The organism is Streptomyces sp. NPDC050211, from assembly GCF_040656035.1.
In the GTDB taxonomy this organism is placed as follows: Bacteria; Actinomycetota; Actinomycetes; order Streptomycetales; family Streptomycetaceae; genus Streptomyces.
In genome coordinates, this window is the sequence record NZ_JBFALC010000015.1 from 97825 (window position 1) to 115276 (window position 17452).

Below are 17452 nucleotides of genomic sequence, written 5' to 3' on the forward strand. Positions count from 1 at the left end.
CGTCAGTCACGCGGGGAGCCGGAAGTCGACGACTCGGAGGGCCGAGGGCGTCGTACCGCTGGACTTCTCCTGGTACATGACCGACAGCACGTTGTCCTGCGCGATACGCATCTCGTCGATCACGACCTCGCCGAAGGCGTTCAGCCCGGCGCCGTCGAACAGGATCCTCCAGTCGGTGTGTCCGGAGGCCGCGGAGGCTCCGGCGATCCGGCCGAACGGGAAGATCGCGTAAGCGTTGTTGTACTTGTCCATGACCAGCTTGGTGCGCTGACTGGAGTTCAGCGGGACCGGGATCTCAGTCTTCTGCCAGGGGCCGGAGGCGCTCTTGCGGACGAGGAAGGCACGGCCGTTGGCTGTGCGGTTGGCGACGTAGTTCGTCGTGCACTGGCCGAAGCGGCCGGGTACGTAGCTGATGATGGCGTGCGGGCGGCCGGCCATGTCGATGAACTGGCTCTCCTGGTTCATCAGGGAGTGGTCCGGGTTGAGCGGGTCCACGACCAGTCCGGCGTCGTTGACGGAGACGCGGTCGGAGCTTCCGGTGGTGCCGACCACCGTCCCCGCGTTGTTGCGCCAGGTGCGGCCACGGTCGTCGGAGTAGACGTAGCCGGTGTCGTGGTTGGTGATGCCGCCGCTGTTGCACATCACGGCGTTGTTCTGCTCGCGCCAGGTGAACATGGCGTGCAGGCGCCCGTTGCGGTCGTAGTCGATGCCGTGCAGGTACATGTTGCGGGCCGTGCTGGAGCCGTGCTCGCTGGTGTAGGTGCCTGTGGAGCTGGTCCATTCGCCGAGGTTGGTCCAGCGCGTGCCGTCGTACTCGGCGAGCGCGTTGCGGCCGTTGCCGGAGATCGCCACGCGGTAGCTGAGCTGGAGCCTGCCCTCGGGGGTGGAGATGAACTGGGGGTACGTGAACTGCGAAGTGAGCGCGAGTCCATCCAGCGTCGACTGGGGTGCGCCGAAGCGGCTCGCGGTCCAGCTGAGACCGGCCGGGTTGTCCAGGAGCCCGGCGACCGACTTGACGTAGGTGAAGCCGTCGCTGTGGGAGTCCATGTTGAGGTGCAGCCGGCCGTCGGTCCTGGACACGCCCATGGAGATGACGTTGTGGGAGTCGTTGTAGCGGAGCGTGTGGCCGACCTTGACCGTGGACCAGGTGGTGGCGCCGAGGGCACGGCGGCCGACGACGGCGTTGCGGTCCGCGGTGTACCAGACGGCGTACTGGTAGCCCTTGTAGGTGAGCAGGCCGTTCTTCTGGAAGGAGTTGTTGTTGACCAGGCCGTCGTAGGAGACGAAGAAGATGGCCTGGGTGTCGAGGGTGGTGGTGCCGGTCCGGGTGACGGAGGGGCCGGGGTCGGCTGCCCTCGCGATGCCGGCGCCGAGGCCGGGTCCGGCGACAGAGGCCAGCAGGGCCGTACCGAGCAAGGCACGTCTTCTCATATCAGCGACTCCGGCTCAGGCTAGGTGGAAGACTTCGGTGAGGGGTTTCATCGCTTCGTCGGGTCGGGCGCCGTCCAGGGACTCGAAGAACGGCGCCATCTCCGCCTGCCAACGGGCGTTGACCTCGGTGGCCTCCATGCCGGCCTGGGCGACGGCGAAGTCCTCGGTCTCCAAGTAGCCGACCAGCAGGCCGTCTTCACGCAGGAAGAGCGAGTAGTTCTGCCAGCCGGTGGCCGAGAGTGCGTCGAGCATCTCGGGCCACACGGCGGCGTGCCGCTCGCGGTACTCGTCGAGGCGGTCCGCCCGGACCTTCAGCAGAAAGCACACACGCTGCATCAACAGCCCCCCGGATATCAGAAGTTGAACTGGTCGATGTTCTTGGCGTCGAAGACGGTCGGCTTCCCGAGGCTGATCACGCCGTCCTTGCCGATGGTGTACTCGCCCATGTCACCGGCCTTGAACGTCTCGCCCTCCTTGCCGGTGATCTGGCCCGACACCAGCGCCACGGCCGTACGGGCGGCCAGCTCGCCGAGCTTCGCCGGGTCCCACAGCTCGAACGCGTCGACAGTGCCGTTCTTGACGTACTTGCGCATGTCGTTCGGGGTGCCGAGGCCGGTCAGCTTGACCTTGCCCTTGTACTTGGAGCCCGACAGGTACTGGGCCGCCGCCTTGATGCCGACGGTGGTCGGGGAGATGATCCCCTTCAGGTTCGGGTACTCCTGGAGCAGGCCCTGGGTCTGCTGGAAGGACGCCTGCGCGTCGTCGTTGCCGTACGCGACCTTCACCAGCTTCATGTTCTTGTACTTGGGATCCTTGAGCTCGTCCTTCATGAACTCGATCCAGGTGTTCTGGTTGGTCGCGGTCTGCGCGGCGGACAGGATCGCGATCTCGCCCTTGTAGCCGATCTGTTCGGCGAGCAGCTGCACCTCGGTCCGGCCCAGGTCCTCGGCGGACGCCTGCGAGACGAAGGCGTTGCGGCAGTCCGCCTTCGTGTCGGAGTCGTACGTCACGACCTTGATGTCGTTCTTCATGGCCTGCTTGAGCGCCGTGCACAGCGCGCCCGGGTCCTGCGCGGAGACGGCCATCGCGTCGACCTGCTGCTGGGTGAGCGTGTTGACGTAACTCACCTGCCCGGCGGTGTCCGTCGCGCTGCTCGGACCGACCTCCTTGTAGCTGGACCCCAGCTCCTTCAGAGCCGCCTCGCCACCCTTGTCGGCCGAGGTGAAGTACGGGTTGTTGACCTGCTTGGGCAGGAACCCGACGGTCAGCCCCTTCTTCAGCTCGGCATTCGGGTCGGCCTTACCGGCGGTGGCAGCGGAGGCGTCCTCATTGGCGACGTCCTTCTTGGTGGTGCCGCCGCACGCCGTGAGGGCAAGGGCGAGCGAGGTGGCGGCGGCGAGGGCCGCACAGGAACGGCGGAGGGATGACTTACGCATGACGGTTTCCTTTGGAAAGAAGGTGAGCGGAAGCGCCCCGAAGGGGCGCGGGGAACTGCGCGACCAGCCACAACGGCCCCGCAGCCATACGACGGCCCTACGACGTGAGCCTCTGCGCCCGTGCCACCGCGATCTGGCGTGCGACTCGCGGCCCCAACACGGACAGCACCAGCAACACACCGGTGACGAGAATCTGCGTCTGCGCGGAAACGTCCTGAAGACTCATCACGTTCTGCAGCGCACCAAGCAGGAAGACACCGGCGATCGCACCGCCCAATGTCCCCTTGCCACCGTCGAAGTCGATCCCACCGAGCAACACGGCAGCGACAACCGACAGCTCAAGCCCTGTGGCGTTGTCATACCGAGCGGACGCGTAGTGCAGGGCCCAGAAGATCCCGGTCAGCGAAGCCATGAGCCCCGTCACCGTGAACAGGATCAGCTTCTGCCGCTTGACCCGGACGCCGGCGAATCGCGCCGCCTCCTCGCTCGCCCCGGTCGCGAAGACCGACCGGCCGAACGGGGTGGCATGCAGAACGACCACGCCGATCGCGAGGAACACCAGGAAGGGCAGGAAGGCGTACGGGATGAACGTGTCGCCGATGCGTCCGGCCGCGAAGTCCAGGTACTGCGTGGGGAAGTCGGTCACCGCGTCGGAGCCGAGCACGATCTGTGCGATGCCCCGGTAGGCGGCGAGGGTGCCGATGGTGACGGCGAGGGAGGGCAGCCCGAGCCGGGTGACGAGCAGACCGTTGATGAGGCCGCAGACCACGCCGAGCAGCAGGCAGATCGGGATGATCGCTTCGATCGTCATGCCCTCGTTCCACAGCGCGCCCATGACGGCGCCCGAGAGACCGGCCGTGGAGGCGACCGAGAGATCGATCTCGCCCGAAACGACCAGGAGGGTCATCGGCAGGGCGATCAAGGCGATCGGAAGGGTGTTGCCGATCAGGAACGACAGGTTGAGAGCGTTTCCGAAACCGTCGACCGTGCCGAAGGAGAGCAGCAGCACGACGATCAAGAGTGCGCCGACGACCGTGTCCCAGCGGATCGCGCGCGTCAAGGACTCAGGCATGGCGGGCGTTCCTCTTCTTCAGGGCCGAGGCCACGCGCAGCGCGACGACCCGGTCGACCGCGATGGCGAGGATGAGCAGGATGCCGTTGATGGCGAGCACCCAGACGGAGCTGACGCCGAGGGCGGGCAGCACGCTGTTGATGGAGGTCAGCAGCAGCGCGCCGAGCGCGGCGCCGTACACGCTGCCGGAGCCGCCGGTGAAGACGACACCGCCGACCACCACCGCGCTGACGACGGTGAGTTCGTAGCCGTTGCCGGTGCCGGAGTCGACGTTGCCGAACCGGGCCAAGTACATCGCACCGGCGAGCCCGGCGAGGGCGCCGCAGAAGGTGTACGCGGCCAGGATCCGCTTGCGGACCGGGATGCCGGCGAGCCGGGCGGCCTCGGGGTTGGAGCCGAGCGCGTACAGCTCGCGTCCGCTGCCGTAGTGCTTGAGGTAGTACGCCGTCGCCACCAGGACCGCCAGCGCGATCAGCGCCAGCCACGGCACCGCCCAGATGCCGCCGGAGCCGAAGTCGACGAAGCCGTCCGGGAGGTCGGCGGCCGTGATCTGGCGGGAGCCGACCCAGATCGAGTCGATGCCCCGGATGATGTAGAGCGTGCCGAGCGTGACGACGAGGGCGGGCACCTGGCCGAGGCTGACGAGCAGGCCGTTCAGCAGGCCGAAGCCGATGCCGAGCAGGACGGCGAGCAGGATGGCCACGACGGAGTTGCCGCCGCTCTGGAGGTAGGTCCCGGCCGCGAAGGCGCTGATGCCGAGCGTCGAGCCGACCGAGAGGTCGACGTTGCGGGTGATCACGACCAGGGACTGGCCGGTGGCGACCAGCACCAGGATGGTCGCGTTGAGCAGCAGGTCCTTGATGCCCTGCTCGCTCAGGAACTCGCTGTTGCCCAGCTGGGTGATGACGATCATCACCAGGAACACGGCCAGGATGGCCAGTTCCCGCATTTTGAAGACGCGGTCGACCAGCCGGGTGCCGCTGGACTTGGGCACCTCGGTCACGGGAGCCGGGTTGGTGGTCACCGTCATGCGGCGGCCCTCCCCGTGGCTGCGGCCATCACGGTTTCCTCGGTGGCGTCGGAGCGCGGGATCTCGGCGGTGAGCCGGCCTTCGTGCATCACCAGCACGCGGTCGGCCATGCCGAGGATCTCGGGCAGGTCGGAGGAGATCATCAGGACGGCCACGCCGTCGGCGGCCAGCTCGCTGAGCAGCCGGTGGACCTCGGCCTTCGTACCGACGTCGATGCCGCGGGTGGGCTCGTCGACGATCAGCACCTTGGGGCCGGTGGCCAGCCACTTGGCGAGGACGACTTTCTGCTGGTTGCCGCCCGAGAGGGTGTTCACGGTATCGGCGATCCGGGCGTACTTGACCTGGAGCTTGACCGCCCAGTCGAGGGAGCGGCTGCGCTCGGCCCCGCGGTCCATGAGGCCCGCCTTGACGGTCGTACGGAGCCCGGTGAGGCCGATGTTCCGCTCGATGGACATGTCCATCACCAGGCCCTGAGCGCGCCGGTCCTCGGGGACGAGGGCCAGCCCGGCGGCCATGGCGGTGGAGGGTGCGCCGTTGGTCAGCTTCCGTCCCTGCACCTCGACCCCGCCGGCGTCCCAGCGGTCGATGCCGAAGACCGCGCGGGCGACCTCCGTACGACCGGCGCCGACGAGCCCCGCGAGGCCGACGATCTCGCCGGTGCGGACCTCGAAGGAGACGTCGGTGAAGACGCCCTCACGGGTCAGCCGCCGGACGCTGAGCGCGACCTCACCGGGCCGGACGTCCTGCTTCGGGTACAGCTCGTCGAGGTCGCGGCCGACCATCCGCCGGACGAGGTCGTCCTCGGTCATGCCGTCCAGCCGCTCGCTGGCGATCCAGGCGCCGTCGCGCAGCGTGGTCACCGTCTGGCAGATCTGGAAGATCTCCTCCAGCCGGTGCGAGATGAACAGCACCGCGGCACCCTGTTCGCGCAGGGTGCGTACGACGCCGAAGAGACGGGCCACCTCGCTGCCGGTGAGGGCGGCGGTCGGCTCGTCCATGATCAGGACGCGGGCGTCGAAGGAGAGCGCCTTGGCGATCTCGACGATCTGCTGGTCCGCGATGGACAGGCCGCGGGCAGGGCGGTCGGGGTCGAGTTCGACGCCGAGACGTTGCATCAGCGCGATGGTGGCGGCGTGCGTGGCCTTGTGGTCGATCCGGCCGAGGGTGCGCCGCGGACGGCGGCCCATGAAGATGTTCTCGGCGATCGACAGGTCGGGGAAGAGCGTGGGCTCCTGGTAGATCACGGCGATGCCGGCGTCGCGGGCGTCGCCGGGGCCGTGGAAGACGACGGGCTCACCGTCGAGCAGCACCTGGCCGGCGTCCGGCCGGTGCACTCCGGCGAGCGTCTTGATGAGGGTCGACTTGCCGGCGCCGTTCTCACCGGCGAGTGCGTGCACCTCGCCGGGGAACAACTCCAGGGAGACGTCCCGCAGAGCGCGCACGGCGCCGAAGGACTTGGAAACGTCCTTCAGTGCCAGCACCGGGGCCGGACCCGTGTCGGACGGGTGGGTCATTGGGGGCTCCTCGACGACACCGGCGGGACGTGCCTCGCCGCGTCGTGAAAGGTTTCAACTGGGTTGCCGGGACGTTAGGCATGGGAGCCATGTCACGTCAATGGGTCTGTGTCGAAAAAATTTCGATAGCCGAAGGTCACGGAGCAGTCACGGACATCGGGGTTGGTCAGAGGGGTTGACACCCTTTCGGAGGCGCCATAGCTTCCCGTTCTGAATCGTTTCATGCAGCAGTCGTTCCGCAGTAGTTACGACCCGATGCCACAGGAGTCCTGAAGTGACCGAACTCGCCGCGGTGAAGGCCGCCCTGAAGACCCAGGCCGTCGAGACGCCGTCGTGGGCGTACGGGAACTCGGGTACGCGGTTCAAGGTGTTCGCGCAGCGAGGCGTGCCACGGACGCCGCGGGAGAAGCTGGACGACGCGGCTCAGGTGCACGCGTTCACCGGTGTCGCGCCGACCGTTGCCCTGCACATTCCGTGGGACAAGGTCGACGACTACGCGGCGCTGGCGAAGTACGCCGAAGAGCGCGGCGTGAAGCTGGGCGCGATCAACTCCAACACTTTCCAGGACGACGACTACAAGCTGGGCAGCATCTGCCATCCGGAGGCGGTGGTGCGGCGCAAGGCTGTCGATCACTTGCTGGAGTGCGTCGACATCATGGATGCGACGGGCTCCGCCGATCTGAAGCTGTGGTTCGCGGACGGTACGAATTATCCCGGGCAGGATGATCTACGGGAGCGGCAGGACCGGCTGGCCGAGGGGCTGGCCGAGGTGTACGGGCGACTCGGTGAGGGGCAGCGGATGTTGCTCGAGTACAAGTTCTTCGAGCCTGCCTTCTATTCGACCGATGTGCCGGACTGGGGTACGGCGTACGCGCACTGCCTCAAGTTGGGGCCGAAGGCTCAAGTCGTGGTCGACACCGGTCATCATGCGCCGGGTACGAACATCGAGTTCATCGTGGCGACGCTGCTGCGGGAGGGGAAGCTCGGGGGGTTCGACTTCAACTCGCGCTTCTATGCGGACGACGACCTGATGGTGGGGGCCGCCGACCCGTTCCAGTTGTTCCGGATCATGTATGAGGTGGTGCGTGGGGGTGGGTTCACGTCCGACGTCGCCTTCATGCTCGATCAGTGTCACAACATCGAGGCGAAGATTCCGGCGATCATTCGGTCGGTGATGAATGTGCAAGAGGCTACCGCCAAGGCTTTGCTGGTGGATCGGTCGGCGTTGGCTGCCGCACAGGCGTCGGGTGATGTCCTGGAGGCAAATGCCGTGCTGATGGATGCGTATAACACTGACGTGCGGCCGTTGCTTCGTGAAGTGCGCGAGGAGATGGGGTTGGACGGGGACCCGATTGCTGCGTATCGCCGGTCCGGGTGGGCCGAGAAGATCGTCGCTGAGCGAGTTGGTGGGGAGCAGGCCGGTTGGGGCGCTTGAGCGGCTGCCGGGTTCTGTTCTCTGCGGGGTGCGGGCCCGTTGTGGCTGGTCGCGCAGTTCCCCGCGCCCCTGAGTACGTGCACTCGCCCTTTCTCAAGTAAGGATTGGAAGTTCATGGCACCGCATCCCGAAGCCGCCTCCCTCCTCGCCCGGTCTAATCGGCTCGGCGCTGATCCTCGTAACACCAACTACGCCGGCGGGAACACGTCCGCCAAGGGGACCGACACTGATCCCGTCACCGGTGGTGATGTGGAGTTGATGTGGGTCAAGGGGTCCGGGGGTGACCTCGGGACTCTCAAGGAAGCCGGGCTGGCCGTGTTGCGGCTGGATCGGATGCGGGCGCTCGTCGATGTCTATCCGGGGGTCGAGCGCGAGGACGAGATGGTGGCCGCGTTCGACTACTGCCTGCATGGCAAGGGCGGGGCGGCTCCGTCGATCGACACGGCGATGCACGGGCTGGTCGAGGCCGCGCATGTGGATCATCTGCATCCGGACTCCGGTATCGCGCTGGCCTGTGCCATCGACGGGGAGAAGCTGACCGCCGAGTGTTTCGGGGACAGCGTGGTGTGGGTGCCGTGGCGGCGGCCGGGATTCCAGCTCGGGCTGGACATCGCGGCCGTGAAGAAGGCCAATCCACAGGCCATCGGGTGCATTCTCGGCGGGCACGGGATCACCGCCTGGGGTGACACCTCCGAGGAGTGTGAGCGGAACTCGCTGCACATCATCCGTACCGCCGAGGCGTTTCTCGAGGAGCGCGGGAAGGCCGAGCCGTTCGGGCCGGTCATCGAGGGGTACGCCGCCCTCAGCGCCGCCGAGCGGCGGGAGCGGGCGGCCGCGCTGGCGCCTCATGTGCGTGCCCTCGCGTCCCAGGACCGCCCCCAGGTGGGTCACTTCAACGACTCCGAGGTCGTCCTCGACTTCCTCGCGTCCGCCGAGCATCCTCGGCTCGCCGCGCTCGGTACGTCCTGCCCCGATCACTTCCTGCGCACGAAGGTACGGCCGCTGGTGCTGGACCTGCCGCCGACTGCGCCGCTGGACGAGGCGATCGCGCGGCTGAAGGAACTGCACGCCGCCTATCGCGAGGAGTACGCCGCCTACTACCAGCGGCACGCCCTGCCCGACTCCCCCGCGATGCGCGGTGCCGACCCGGCGATCGTGCTGGTTCCCGGGGTGGGGATGTTCAGCTTCGGCAAGGACAAGCAGACCGCACGGGTGGCCGGCGAGTTCTATGTCAACGCCATCAATGTGATGCGCGGGGCCGAGGCCGTGTCGACGTACGCGCCGATCGAGGAGTCCGAGAAGTTCCGTATCGAGTACTGGGCGCTCGAGGAGGCCAAGCTTCAGCGGATGCCGAAGCCCAAGGCGCTGGCGACGCGGGTCGCGCTGGTGACCGGTGCGGGCAGTGGGATCGGGAAGGCGATCGCCGGGCGGCTGGTGGCCGAGGGGGCGTGTGTCGTCGTCGCGGATCTGAATGCCGAGAACGCGGCCGCCGTCGCCGAGGAGCTGGGCGGGCCCGACAAGGCCGTCGCCGTGACGGTGGATGTGACGTCCGAGGAGCAGATCGCCGACGCCTTCAAGGCGGCCGTGCTCGCCTTCGGCGGGGTCGATCTGGTGGTCAACAACGCCGGTATCTCCATCTCCAAGCCGCTGCTTGAGACTTCGGCGAAGGACTGGGACCTGCAGCACGACATCATGGCCCGGGGGTCGTTCCTCGTCTCGCGCGAGGCGGCGCGGGTGATGATCGCGCAGGGGCTGGGCGGCGACATCGTCTACATCGCCTCCAAGAACGCCGTCTTCGCCGGGCCGAACAACATCGCGTACTCCGCGACCAAGGCCGATCAGGCGCACCAAGTGCGGCTGCTGGCCGCCGAGTTGGGTGAGCACGGGATCCGGGTCAACGGGGTCAATCCCGATGGCGTGGTGCGTGGGTCCGGGATCTTCGCCGGTGGCTGGGGTGCGCAGCGGGCGGCCGTGTACGGGGTGGAGGAGGCGAAGCTGGGCGAGTTCTACGCGCAGCGGACCATCCTCAAGCGCGAGGTGCTGCCCGAGCATGTCGCGAACGCCGTGTTCGCGCTGACCGGTGGGGAGTTGACGCACACCACCGGGCTGCATGTCCCGGTCGACGCCGGCGTCGCGGCCGCGTTCCTGCGATGAGCACGGCTGTGAAGTCGTACGCCGCCGTCGACCTCGGCGCGTCCAGCGGGCGCGTCATGGTCGGCCGCGTCGGGGCCGACTCGCTGGAGCTGACGGAGGCGCACCGGTTCGTGAACCGGCCGGTGCGGGTGCCGGAGGGGCTGCGGTGGGACGTGCTCGGGCTGTATGCCGGGGTGCTGGACGGGCTCAGGGCGGCGGGGCAGGTGGACTCCGTCGGCATCGACAGCTGGGCCGTGGACTACGGGCTGCTGGACGCCGACGGGGCGCTGCTCGGAAACCCCGTGCACTACCGGGACGCGCGGACCGAGGGCGTCGCGGAGAAGGTGTGGGCGACGGTGCCCGCCCCCGAGCTGTATGCGGCGACGGGACTGCAGTACGCGCCCTTCAACACGCTGTACCAGCTGGTCGCCGCCCGTTCCACCCAGCAACTGGCGTACGCCAAGCGCCTGTTGCTCGTCCCGGATCTGCTCGCCTACTGGCTCACCGGCGAGCAGGGCACCGAGCTGACCAACGCCTCGACGACCCAGCTGATCGATCCCCGGACGCGCGACTGGTCGTACGACGTCGCCTCCCGGCTCCGGATCGACCTCGGCCTGTTCGCGCCGCTCAGACAGCCCGGGGATCCGGCGGGCGTGCTGCGGCCCGAAGTGCTGGAGGAGACCGGGCTGACCGGGCCGGTGCCGGTGACAACGGTCGGCTCGCACGACACGGCGTCGGCGGTTGCCGCTGTGCCGGCCGAAGGTGAGCGGTTCGCCTACATCTGCACCGGCACCTGGTCCCTGGCGGGCCTTGAGCTGGACGCGCCCGTGGTGAGCGAGGCGAGCCGCGCCGCCAACTTCACCAATGAGCTGGGGCTGGACGGCACGGTTCGGTATCTGCGCAACATCATGGGGCTGTGGCTGCTTCAGGAGTGTGTACGGGCCTGGGGTGGGCCGGAGTTGGGCGGGCTGCTGCTCGACGCGGCCAAGGCGCCGGCGCTGCGGTCGGTCGTGGACGCGGGCGACTCGGCGTTCCTCGCGCCAGGGCGGATGCCGGAGCGGATCGCCGAGGCCTGCCGGGTCTCGGGGCAGCCGGTGCCCGAATCGCCCGCCGAGATCACGCGCTGCATCCTCGACTCCCTCGCGCTCGCCCATCGCCGGGCCATCGAGGAGGCACAGCGGCTGGCCGGGCACCCGGTCGACGTGGTGCACATCGTGGGTGGCGGCACGCGCAACGCGCTGCTGTGCCAGCTCACCGCCGACGCCTGCGGACTGCCGGTCGTGGCGGGCCCGACGGAGGCCGCCGCCCTCGGGAACGTCCTGGTCCAGGCGCGGGCCCACGGGCTCGTCGGCGACCTCGCGGGAATGCGGCGCCTGCTCACCCGTACGCAGCCGCTCACCCGATACGAACCCCGCGGCGACATCGCACGCTGGCGCGAGGCGGAGGCCCGGCTCACCCGGCGGTGACCGGGGACTCCCCCACGTCCTGTTGCCGGACTACGCTGCACTCATCCGATGATCAACCACAAGGAGCCGCGATGCGTGTCGCCCTGTTCCTGACCTGTGTCAACGACACGCTCTATCCGGACACCGGGCGCGCCGTGGTGAAACTGCTGACCAGGCTGGGCGTCGAGGTCGACTTCCCGATGGCCCAGACCTGCTGCGGGCAGGCGCACTACAACACCGGCTACCGACATGAGGCGGAGCCACTCGCCCGGCATTTCTCCGATGTCTTCGGGGAGTACGAGGCGATCGTGACCCCGTCCGGGTCGTGCGGGGCGATGGTGCGGGAGCTGTATCCGCGGATGGGCGAGCGGGCGCGGGCCGAGGGGCGCGGGGACACGCTCGCGGCCACGTTGGCGCCGGTGATCCCGAAGACGTATGAGCTCACGGAGTTTCTGGTGGACGTGCTCGGGGTGACGGACGTCGGCGCGTACTACCCGCACCATGTGACATACCACCCGACCTGCCATGGGCTGCGCAGCCTGGGCCTGGCCGACCGGCCGCGCCGTCTGCTCCAGGCCGTCAAGGGGCTGGAGCTGGTCGAGTTGCCGGGGGCGGACGAGTGCTGCGGCTTCGGGGGCACCTTCGCCCTGAAGAACTCCGACGTCTCCGCGGCGATGGGCGCGGACAAGGTACGCAACGCCGAGTCGACGGGCGCCGACGTGCTGTGCGCGGCCGACAACTCCTGCCTCATGCACATCGGCGGGACCATGGCCCGGCTCAGCACCGGCATGCGGCCGGTCCACATCGCGGAGATCCTGGCGAGCACGGAAGAGGAGCCGGCGGAATGAGCGGGCGTACCGGAGAGGAGCCGCGCGCATGAGCGGGACGTTCGTAGGGATGCCGGCCTTCCCGAAGGCCGCGCACGAGGCGGTGCACAACCAGACGCTGCGCGGCAATCTGCGGCACGCCACCCACACCATCCGCGCGAAGCGGGAGAAGGCGGTCGCGGAGGTCTCCGACTGGGCGGCGCTGCGCGAGGCGGGCAAGCAGATCAAGGACCACACGCTCCGCCATCTCGACCGCTGTCTCGTGCAGTTGGAGGAGTCTGTCACCGCAGCGGGCGGTACGGTCCACTGGGCGGCCGACGCCGACGAGGCCAACCGGATCGTGACCCGCCTGGTCAAGGAGACCGGCGAGTCGGAGGTCGTCAAGGTCAAGTCGATGGCCACGCAGGAGATCGGGCTCAACGAGGCGCTGGAAGAGGAGGGCATCCGCGCCTACGAGACCGATCTCGCCGAGTTGATCGTGCAGTTGGGCAAGGACCGGCCCTCGCACATCCTCGTCCCGGCGATCCACCGCAACCGTGGCGAAATCCGGGACATCTTCACCCGCGAGATGAGCGAGTGGGGCCGCCCCGCACCCGAGGGCCTCACCGACACACCCGCCGAACTCGCCGAGGCAGCACGCCTGCACCTCCGCGAGAAGTTCCTGCGCGCCAAGGTCGGCATCTCCGGCGCCAACTTCATGGTCGCCGAGACCGGCACGATGGTCGTCGTGGAGTCCGAGGGCAACGGGCGGATGTGCCTGACCCTGCCCGAGACGCTGATCTCGGTCGTCGGCATCGAGAAGATGGTGCCGACCTGGCAGGACCTGGAGGTGTTCCTGCAGACGCTGCCGCGCTCGTCGACGGCGGAGCGCATGAACCCGTACACGAGCATGTGGACCGGCACGACGGACTCCGAGACCGCCGACGGGCCGCGCACCTTCCACCTGGTGCTCCTCGACAACGGCCGCACCGACACCCTCGCCGACGAGGTCGGCCGCCAGGCACTGCGCTGCATCCGCTGCTCGGCGTGTCTCAACGTGTGCCCGGTGTACGAGCGGGCCGGCGGCCACGCCTACGGCTCGGTCTATCCGGGCCCGATCGGCGCCATCCTCAGCCCCCAACTCCGGGGTACGGACAGCGAGATCGACGCCTCACTGCCGTACGCCTCGTCGCTGTGCGGTGCCTGCTACGAGGTGTGCCCGGTCGCCATCGACATCCCCGAGGTGCTGGTGCATCTGCGGGAGCGGGTCGTGGAGGGCGGCCAGGTGACGCGGGCGGGCAACAAGGTGGTGCTGAAACCAGCGAAGGGACATGCCGCCGAGCGGGCCGCCATGCGCGCGGCACGCTGGGCGTTCGCCCGCCCGGGAGCCCTGCGCACCGGCCAGCGGCTCGCCTCCCGCACCCGGCGGCTGCATCCGCGCTCGCTTCCGGGTCCCGGCAAGGCGTGGAGCGAGACCCGGGCGCTGCCCGCGCTGCCGTCCGAACCGTTCCGGGACTGGTGGCAGCGCACGCACGGCGGCGGAAAGGACGGTGCGAAGTGAGCAGCAGGGAGCGGATCCTGGGCCGGGTACAGCGCGCGCTCGCGGACGTGCCACCGGACGACACGCCGTACGACCAGGCGATCTCGCGCGCCTATCTGAGCGAGCACGGGAACCGGAGTGTCGAGGAGACGGTGGATCTGCTCGCCGAGAACCTGGCGGACTATCGGGCGATCGTGCACCGCACGGACGGCGCGGGACTCGCCGGAGTGATCGCGGGGTTGCTCGACGCACGGGAATCGGCGTCCGTCGTCGTGCCGCCGGGGCTGGACGAAGGCTGGCTGGCGGCGACCGAGGTGGCCCGGGTGCCGGACCGGGCCGAGAGCACGTCGTATGAACTGGACCGGGTCGACAGTGTGGTCACCGGCTGCGCGCTCGCGATCGCCGAGACCGGCACGATCGTCCTGGACGGCTCCCCCGGTCAGGGCCGCCGCCGGATCACCCTCGTTCCCGACCACCACATCTGTGTCGTACGGGTCCCCGACCAGGTCGTCTCGTCCGTGCCGCAGGCCCTGCCCCGGCTCGACCCGACACGCCCGCTGACCTGGATCTCCGGCCCCTCCGCGACCAGCGACATCGAACTCGACCGGGTCGAGGGGGTCCACGGGCCGCGCACCCTGGAGGTGATCCTGGTGAGCGGGGAGTGATCGGCGCGGCGGTACGCCCGGTTCCTGGGCGTACTGACCCCGGCGAAGCGGCGTCAGCTGTATTTCATCGGGCAGCCGCGTCTCAGGGAATGGCGGGCGGCGCTCAGATACAGCGCCGTGTAGAAGGCCGTGTCCAGGTCCTTGGCCCATGGTCCGGGTCGGGTTGCGGCCACCTCCTGCGCCGGTCCGTCCAGGAACCACGACGTGAGTTCCAGGTTGCCGTTCGTGGCAGGTATCTCGGGCGGGAGGCCTATGACCGCCGCCAGTTGTTCCGCGAGGGCGAGCACCTGGGGTGCGCCGGCGAGCGTGGTCTCGTCGGTGTAGGAGGACTCGACGGGCAGTCGGATCTCCTCGTCGAGCGAGATGGGCACCAGCACGGTCCAGCCCAGGAGCCGTTCCTCTGCCTCCCGTGACAGGTGGGCCCGGCACAGCGCGCTGAATCCGTCCATGGGTGGAACGAGCTTCTCCTCGAATGCCGACGCCTCCGGCACCGACTCGTACGGCGGCAGTCCGCGCCGCCGCAGCTCCTCGTTCAGCCCGGACGCCACCGCGCCCAGTCCCCCCTCCTCCTCATCCTCGTCGAGCCACTCCTGCGCACCGACCCCGACCAGGTAGATCCCCATGACCGCCAACGTACAGCGCACCACTGACAGTCCCCCGGCCTCACCGCAGCCCTGGTGACCCGTACAGGGTGTTGCCGAGTACACCCTCCAATACGGGTTCTGCGCCCAATGTGGTCCCGCCTCCGTCTCCGTAGCGTCTTGGGCATGGCACAGGGCGTGCCGCAGTGAGGGTGATGACGACATGTTTCGCACAGGTTCGCGACGTATGCACGACAAGGGACCCGCCGCCGAGGCGCTGCGGCTGGTCAAGGTCACCAAGACCTACGGCTCCGACGACAGCGCAGTGACCGCCCTGGACGGGGTCACGCTCAGCCTCGGGCGGGGCACGTTCACGGCGGTGATGGGGCCGTCGGGCTCCGGGAAGTCGACGCTGCTGCAGTGCGCGGCCGGTCTCGACCGGCCCGACAGCGGCATCGTGCTGGTCGACGGGGCGGAGATGACGGGTGGCACGGAGGCAGAGCTGACGAAGTTCCGGCGCCGTCGGATCGGGTTCGTGTTCCAGCAGTACAACCTGCTGGAGACGCTGACCGTCGCGCAGAACACGGTGCTGCCGCTGAAGCTCGCCGGGCAGCGCGTCGACCGGCGGCGGGCCCGGGAGGTCCTGACCTCCGTGGGGCTCGGTGAGCGGCTCGGGCACCGTCCCGACCAGCTCTCCGGCGGTCAGCGGCAGCGAGTGGCCATCGCCCGCGCCCTGGTCACCGAACCCCGTGTGGTCTTCGCGGACGAGCCGACGGGCGCCCTGGACACGCGCAGCGCACGGGAAGTGCTGCTGCTGCTTCAGGAGGCGGTGCGGGTGCACGGCCGGACCGTGGTGATGGTGACGCACGACCCGGTCGCCGCCTCGTACGCCGACTCGGTGCTGTTCCTCGCGGACGGCCGGCTGGCCGGCCGGATGGACGCACCGACGCCCGACGCGGTCGCCGAGCGGCTGGCCCACCTGGGCGACGACGCGCTGCAGGGGGTGTGAGCGATGTTCATGCTGGCCATGCGGTCGATCCGGCAACGGCCCGGACGCTTCCTCGCGACCTTGCTGTCCGCCTTCCTCGGCGCGGCGATCATCATGACGTTCAACTCGATGCACGACACCGCCGGACAGCCCGGCATCGACTCGACCAGCTCCGAGACGCTGAGCCTCTCGGCGAGCGTCGTCGGCGGCTACGGCACTCTGCTGGTGTTCTTCGCCATCGCCTCGACGCTCACGGTCAACGTCCGCCAGCGGGCGGCCGAGCTGGAGCTCCTGCGCTGCTCGGGGGCGACTCCGGCGCAGATCAAGCGGATGGTCGTCGGTGAGGCGGTGGCCGTGGCCCTGGTGGGCGCGGCGCTGGCGATCGGCCCGGCGATGCTGGGTGGACAGCTGCTGCTGGACGTGTTCCAGGACAGCGGCCAGGTCGCCGAGTCCGTCGACCACTCCTTCGGGCCGATCGCGCTGATGTCGGGCATCGACATCACGCTGCTCGCGGCGGCGGGCGCCGCGTTCCTCGCCGTACGGCGGGCGACGCACCGGCGCGAACGACGGGACGGGAAGCGGAAGTTCTTCGCGTACGCCGCTCTGGTCGTCGGCGCTGTGGCGGTGACCTCCACCTTCGCGATGTCGGCGACGGACGAGGCGCTGATGGCGGCTCCGGCGTACGGCGCGATCCTGCTGTCGGTGGGTTTCGCGCTGCTGGCGACGCGACTGCTGAAAGGCATGCTGGACCGACTGTCGCTGTCGGGGGCGAGCGGCTGGCTGGCCGTGCGCAACCTGCGTGAGCGGGCGGAGCATCTCGCCGGGATCCTGATGTCGCTGATCCTGTTCACGGCGGTGTCCACGGCGACGCTCACCATGCAGGCGGTGGAGAGCGACACTGTCGAGAAGCTGGGGATCGTCAAGGACGTCGACGCCAAGACTCTGGAGACGCTGAACTTCACGGTCGTCGGCATCATCGTCGCGTTCGTCTGCGTGATGCTCGTAAACTCGCTGTACGCGGCGACGACGTACCGGGCCCGGGAGTTCGGGCAGCAGCGGCTGGCCGGGGCGACTCCGGGTCAGGTGCTCGGTGTGGTGGGCGCCGAGGGGCTGGTGCTCACGGTGACCGGTGTGTTCTTCGGCACGGTGGCGGCACTGGCGGGGATCGTCCCGTTCGCCGTCGTCCGCTCGGACGAGGCGCTGCCCGGCCAGTTCTTCGGCATCTGGCTGGCGGTCGTCGCAATAGCGGCCGCGGTGACGATGGGGACGAGCCTGGCCACGAGCCGGCGGGTGCTGCGCACTCCGGCGGTCGAGGCGGTGGGGCTCGCGGCCTGAGCGAGGAGGACTCGGTAAGGGGCGGCCGCCATTGCGGCCGC

15 protein-coding genes are annotated in these 17452 nt (G+C 69.0%); 8 read left to right on the plus strand and 7 right to left on the minus strand.

All coding sequences use genetic code 11. The annotated features are described in order from the left end of the window. Window positions 1–6: 6 nt before the first annotated feature. From AB0I98_RS18300 to AB0I98_RS18325, 6 genes are all read right to left on the minus strand, one after another. A complete protein-coding gene (locus tag AB0I98_RS18300; protein ID WP_362942470.1) occupies window positions 7–1431 on the minus strand; it encodes a BNR repeat-containing protein in 1425 nt (474 codons plus the stop codon). 15 nt (window positions 1432–1446) lie between these two features. Continuing rightward, window positions 1447–1767, minus strand: coding sequence for an L-rhamnose mutarotase (locus AB0I98_RS18305; protein WP_362942473.1), 321 nt, complete (start codon window positions 1765–1767; stop codon window positions 1447–1449). Window positions 1768–1784: 17 nt separating this feature from the next. Then, window positions 1785–2867 (minus strand): rhamnose ABC transporter substrate-binding protein, encoded by a 1083-nt coding sequence (gene rhaS / locus AB0I98_RS18310; RefSeq protein ID WP_362942476.1) that lies wholly within the window; start codon window positions 2865–2867, stop codon window positions 1785–1787. 97 nt (window positions 2868–2964) lie between these two features. Continuing rightward, the gene (locus AB0I98_RS18315; protein ID WP_362942479.1) at window positions 2965–3939 is read right to left on the minus strand and encodes an ABC transporter permease; all 975 of its coding nucleotides are present in this window, start codon (window positions 3937–3939) and stop codon (window positions 2965–2967) included. Next, on the minus strand, window positions 3932–4969 hold the full coding sequence (locus AB0I98_RS18320) for an ABC transporter permease (protein WP_362942482.1): 1038 nt from the start codon (window positions 4967–4969) through the stop codon (window positions 3932–3934). The genes AB0I98_RS18315 and AB0I98_RS18320 overlap by 8 nt, the downstream gene beginning before the upstream one ends. Next, window positions 4966–6483, minus strand: a complete 1518-nt coding sequence (locus AB0I98_RS18325) for a sugar ABC transporter ATP-binding protein (protein WP_362942485.1) — start codon at window positions 6481–6483, stop codon at window positions 4966–4968. Before AB0I98_RS18325 ends, AB0I98_RS18320 begins: the two co-directional genes overlap by 4 nt. 274 nt (window positions 6484–6757) lie before the next feature. Between AB0I98_RS18325 and rhaI the strand changes: the two genes are divergently transcribed. The 6 genes from rhaI (at window position 6758) to AB0I98_RS18355 (ending at window position 14507) form a co-directional block, all read left to right on the plus strand. Beyond that, window positions 6758–7918, plus strand: coding sequence for an L-rhamnose isomerase (rhaI, locus tag AB0I98_RS18330; RefSeq protein ID WP_362942488.1), 1161 nt, complete (start codon window positions 6758–6760; stop codon window positions 7916–7918). 114 nt (window positions 7919–8032) lie between these two features. Continuing rightward, window positions 8033–10072 (plus strand): bifunctional aldolase/short-chain dehydrogenase, encoded by a 2040-nt coding sequence (locus AB0I98_RS18335; protein ID WP_362942491.1) that lies wholly within the window; start codon window positions 8033–8035, stop codon window positions 10070–10072. Next, window positions 10069–11517 (plus strand): rhamnulokinase family protein, encoded by a 1449-nt coding sequence (locus AB0I98_RS18340; RefSeq protein ID WP_362942494.1) that lies wholly within the window; start codon window positions 10069–10071, stop codon window positions 11515–11517. Before AB0I98_RS18335 ends, AB0I98_RS18340 begins: the two co-directional genes overlap by 4 nt. 71 nt (window positions 11518–11588) lie before the next feature. Then, window positions 11589–12344 carry a (Fe-S)-binding protein gene (locus tag AB0I98_RS18345; RefSeq protein WP_362942497.1) on the plus strand — a complete coding sequence of 252 codons (756 nt, stop codon included), beginning with the start codon at window positions 11589–11591 and terminating at the stop codon, window positions 12342–12344. 28 nt (window positions 12345–12372) lie between these two features. Beyond that, complete coding sequence (locus tag AB0I98_RS18350; protein ID WP_362942500.1) at window positions 12373–13863, plus strand: LutB/LldF family L-lactate oxidation iron-sulfur protein; 1491 nt, start codon at window positions 12373–12375, stop codon at window positions 13861–13863. Continuing rightward, window positions 13860–14507: an LUD domain-containing protein gene (locus tag AB0I98_RS18355; RefSeq protein ID WP_362942503.1), complete on the plus strand. Its 648-nt coding sequence runs from the start codon at window positions 13860–13862 to the stop codon at window positions 14505–14507. The genes AB0I98_RS18350 and AB0I98_RS18355 overlap by 4 nt, the downstream gene beginning before the upstream one ends. 53 nt (window positions 14508–14560) lie before the next feature. Here the strand turns inward: AB0I98_RS18355 and AB0I98_RS18360 are convergent, their stop codons facing one another. Further along, window positions 14561–15130, minus strand: coding sequence for a hypothetical protein (locus tag AB0I98_RS18360; protein WP_362942506.1), 570 nt, complete (start codon window positions 15128–15130; stop codon window positions 14561–14563). Window positions 15131–15311: 181 nt separating this feature from the next. Between AB0I98_RS18360 and AB0I98_RS18365 the strand changes: the two genes are divergently transcribed. Then, window positions 15312–16097, plus strand: coding sequence for an ABC transporter ATP-binding protein (locus AB0I98_RS18365; RefSeq protein WP_328350411.1), 786 nt, complete (start codon window positions 15312–15314; stop codon window positions 16095–16097). A gap of 3 nt (window positions 16098–16100) precedes the next feature. Further along, window positions 16101–17411: an FtsX-like permease family protein gene (locus AB0I98_RS18370; RefSeq protein WP_362942509.1), complete on the plus strand. Its 1311-nt coding sequence runs from the start codon at window positions 16101–16103 to the stop codon at window positions 17409–17411. Window positions 17412–17452: the final 41 nt, after the last annotated feature.

Excerpts from the sequence above, each read along its gene's own strand:
- AB0I98_RS18340 (WP_362942494.1), top strand. The coding sequence starts at position 10,069 with ATGAGCACGGCTGTGAAGTCGTACGCCGCCGTCGACCTCGGCGCGTCC.
- rhaS (WP_362942476.1), bottom strand. The coding sequence starts at position 2,867 with ATGCGTAAGTCATCCCTCCGCCGTTCCTGTGCGGCCCTCGCCGCCGCC.
- AB0I98_RS18350 (WP_362942500.1), top strand. The coding sequence starts at position 12,373 with ATGAGCGGGACGTTCGTAGGGATGCCGGCCTTCCCGAAGGCCGCGCAC.
- AB0I98_RS18315 (WP_362942479.1), bottom strand. The coding sequence starts at position 3,939 with ATGCCTGAGTCCTTGACGCGCGCGATCCGCTGGGACACGGTCGTCGGC.
- AB0I98_RS18325 (WP_362942485.1), bottom strand. The coding sequence starts at position 6,483 with ATGACCCACCCGTCCGACACGGGTCCGGCCCCGGTGCTGGCACTGAAG.
- AB0I98_RS18345 (WP_362942497.1), top strand. The coding sequence starts at position 11,589 with ATGCGTGTCGCCCTGTTCCTGACCTGTGTCAACGACACGCTCTATCCG.
- AB0I98_RS18305 (WP_362942473.1), bottom strand. The coding sequence starts at position 1,767 with ATGCAGCGTGTGTGCTTTCTGCTGAAGGTCCGGGCGGACCGCCTCGAC.
- AB0I98_RS18300 (WP_362942470.1), bottom strand. The coding sequence starts at position 1,431 with ATGAGAAGACGTGCCTTGCTCGGTACGGCCCTGCTGGCCTCTGTCGCC.
- AB0I98_RS18365 (WP_328350411.1), top strand. The coding sequence starts at position 15,312 with ATGTTTCGCACAGGTTCGCGACGTATGCACGACAAGGGACCCGCCGCC.
- AB0I98_RS18335 (WP_362942491.1), top strand. The coding sequence starts at position 8,033 with ATGGCACCGCATCCCGAAGCCGCCTCCCTCCTCGCCCGGTCTAATCGG.
- AB0I98_RS18320 (WP_362942482.1), bottom strand. The coding sequence starts at position 4,969 with ATGACGGTGACCACCAACCCGGCTCCCGTGACCGAGGTGCCCAAGTCC.
- AB0I98_RS18360 (WP_362942506.1), bottom strand. The coding sequence starts at position 15,130 with ATGGGGATCTACCTGGTCGGGGTCGGTGCGCAGGAGTGGCTCGACGAG.
- AB0I98_RS18370 (WP_362942509.1), top strand. The coding sequence starts at position 16,101 with ATGTTCATGCTGGCCATGCGGTCGATCCGGCAACGGCCCGGACGCTTC.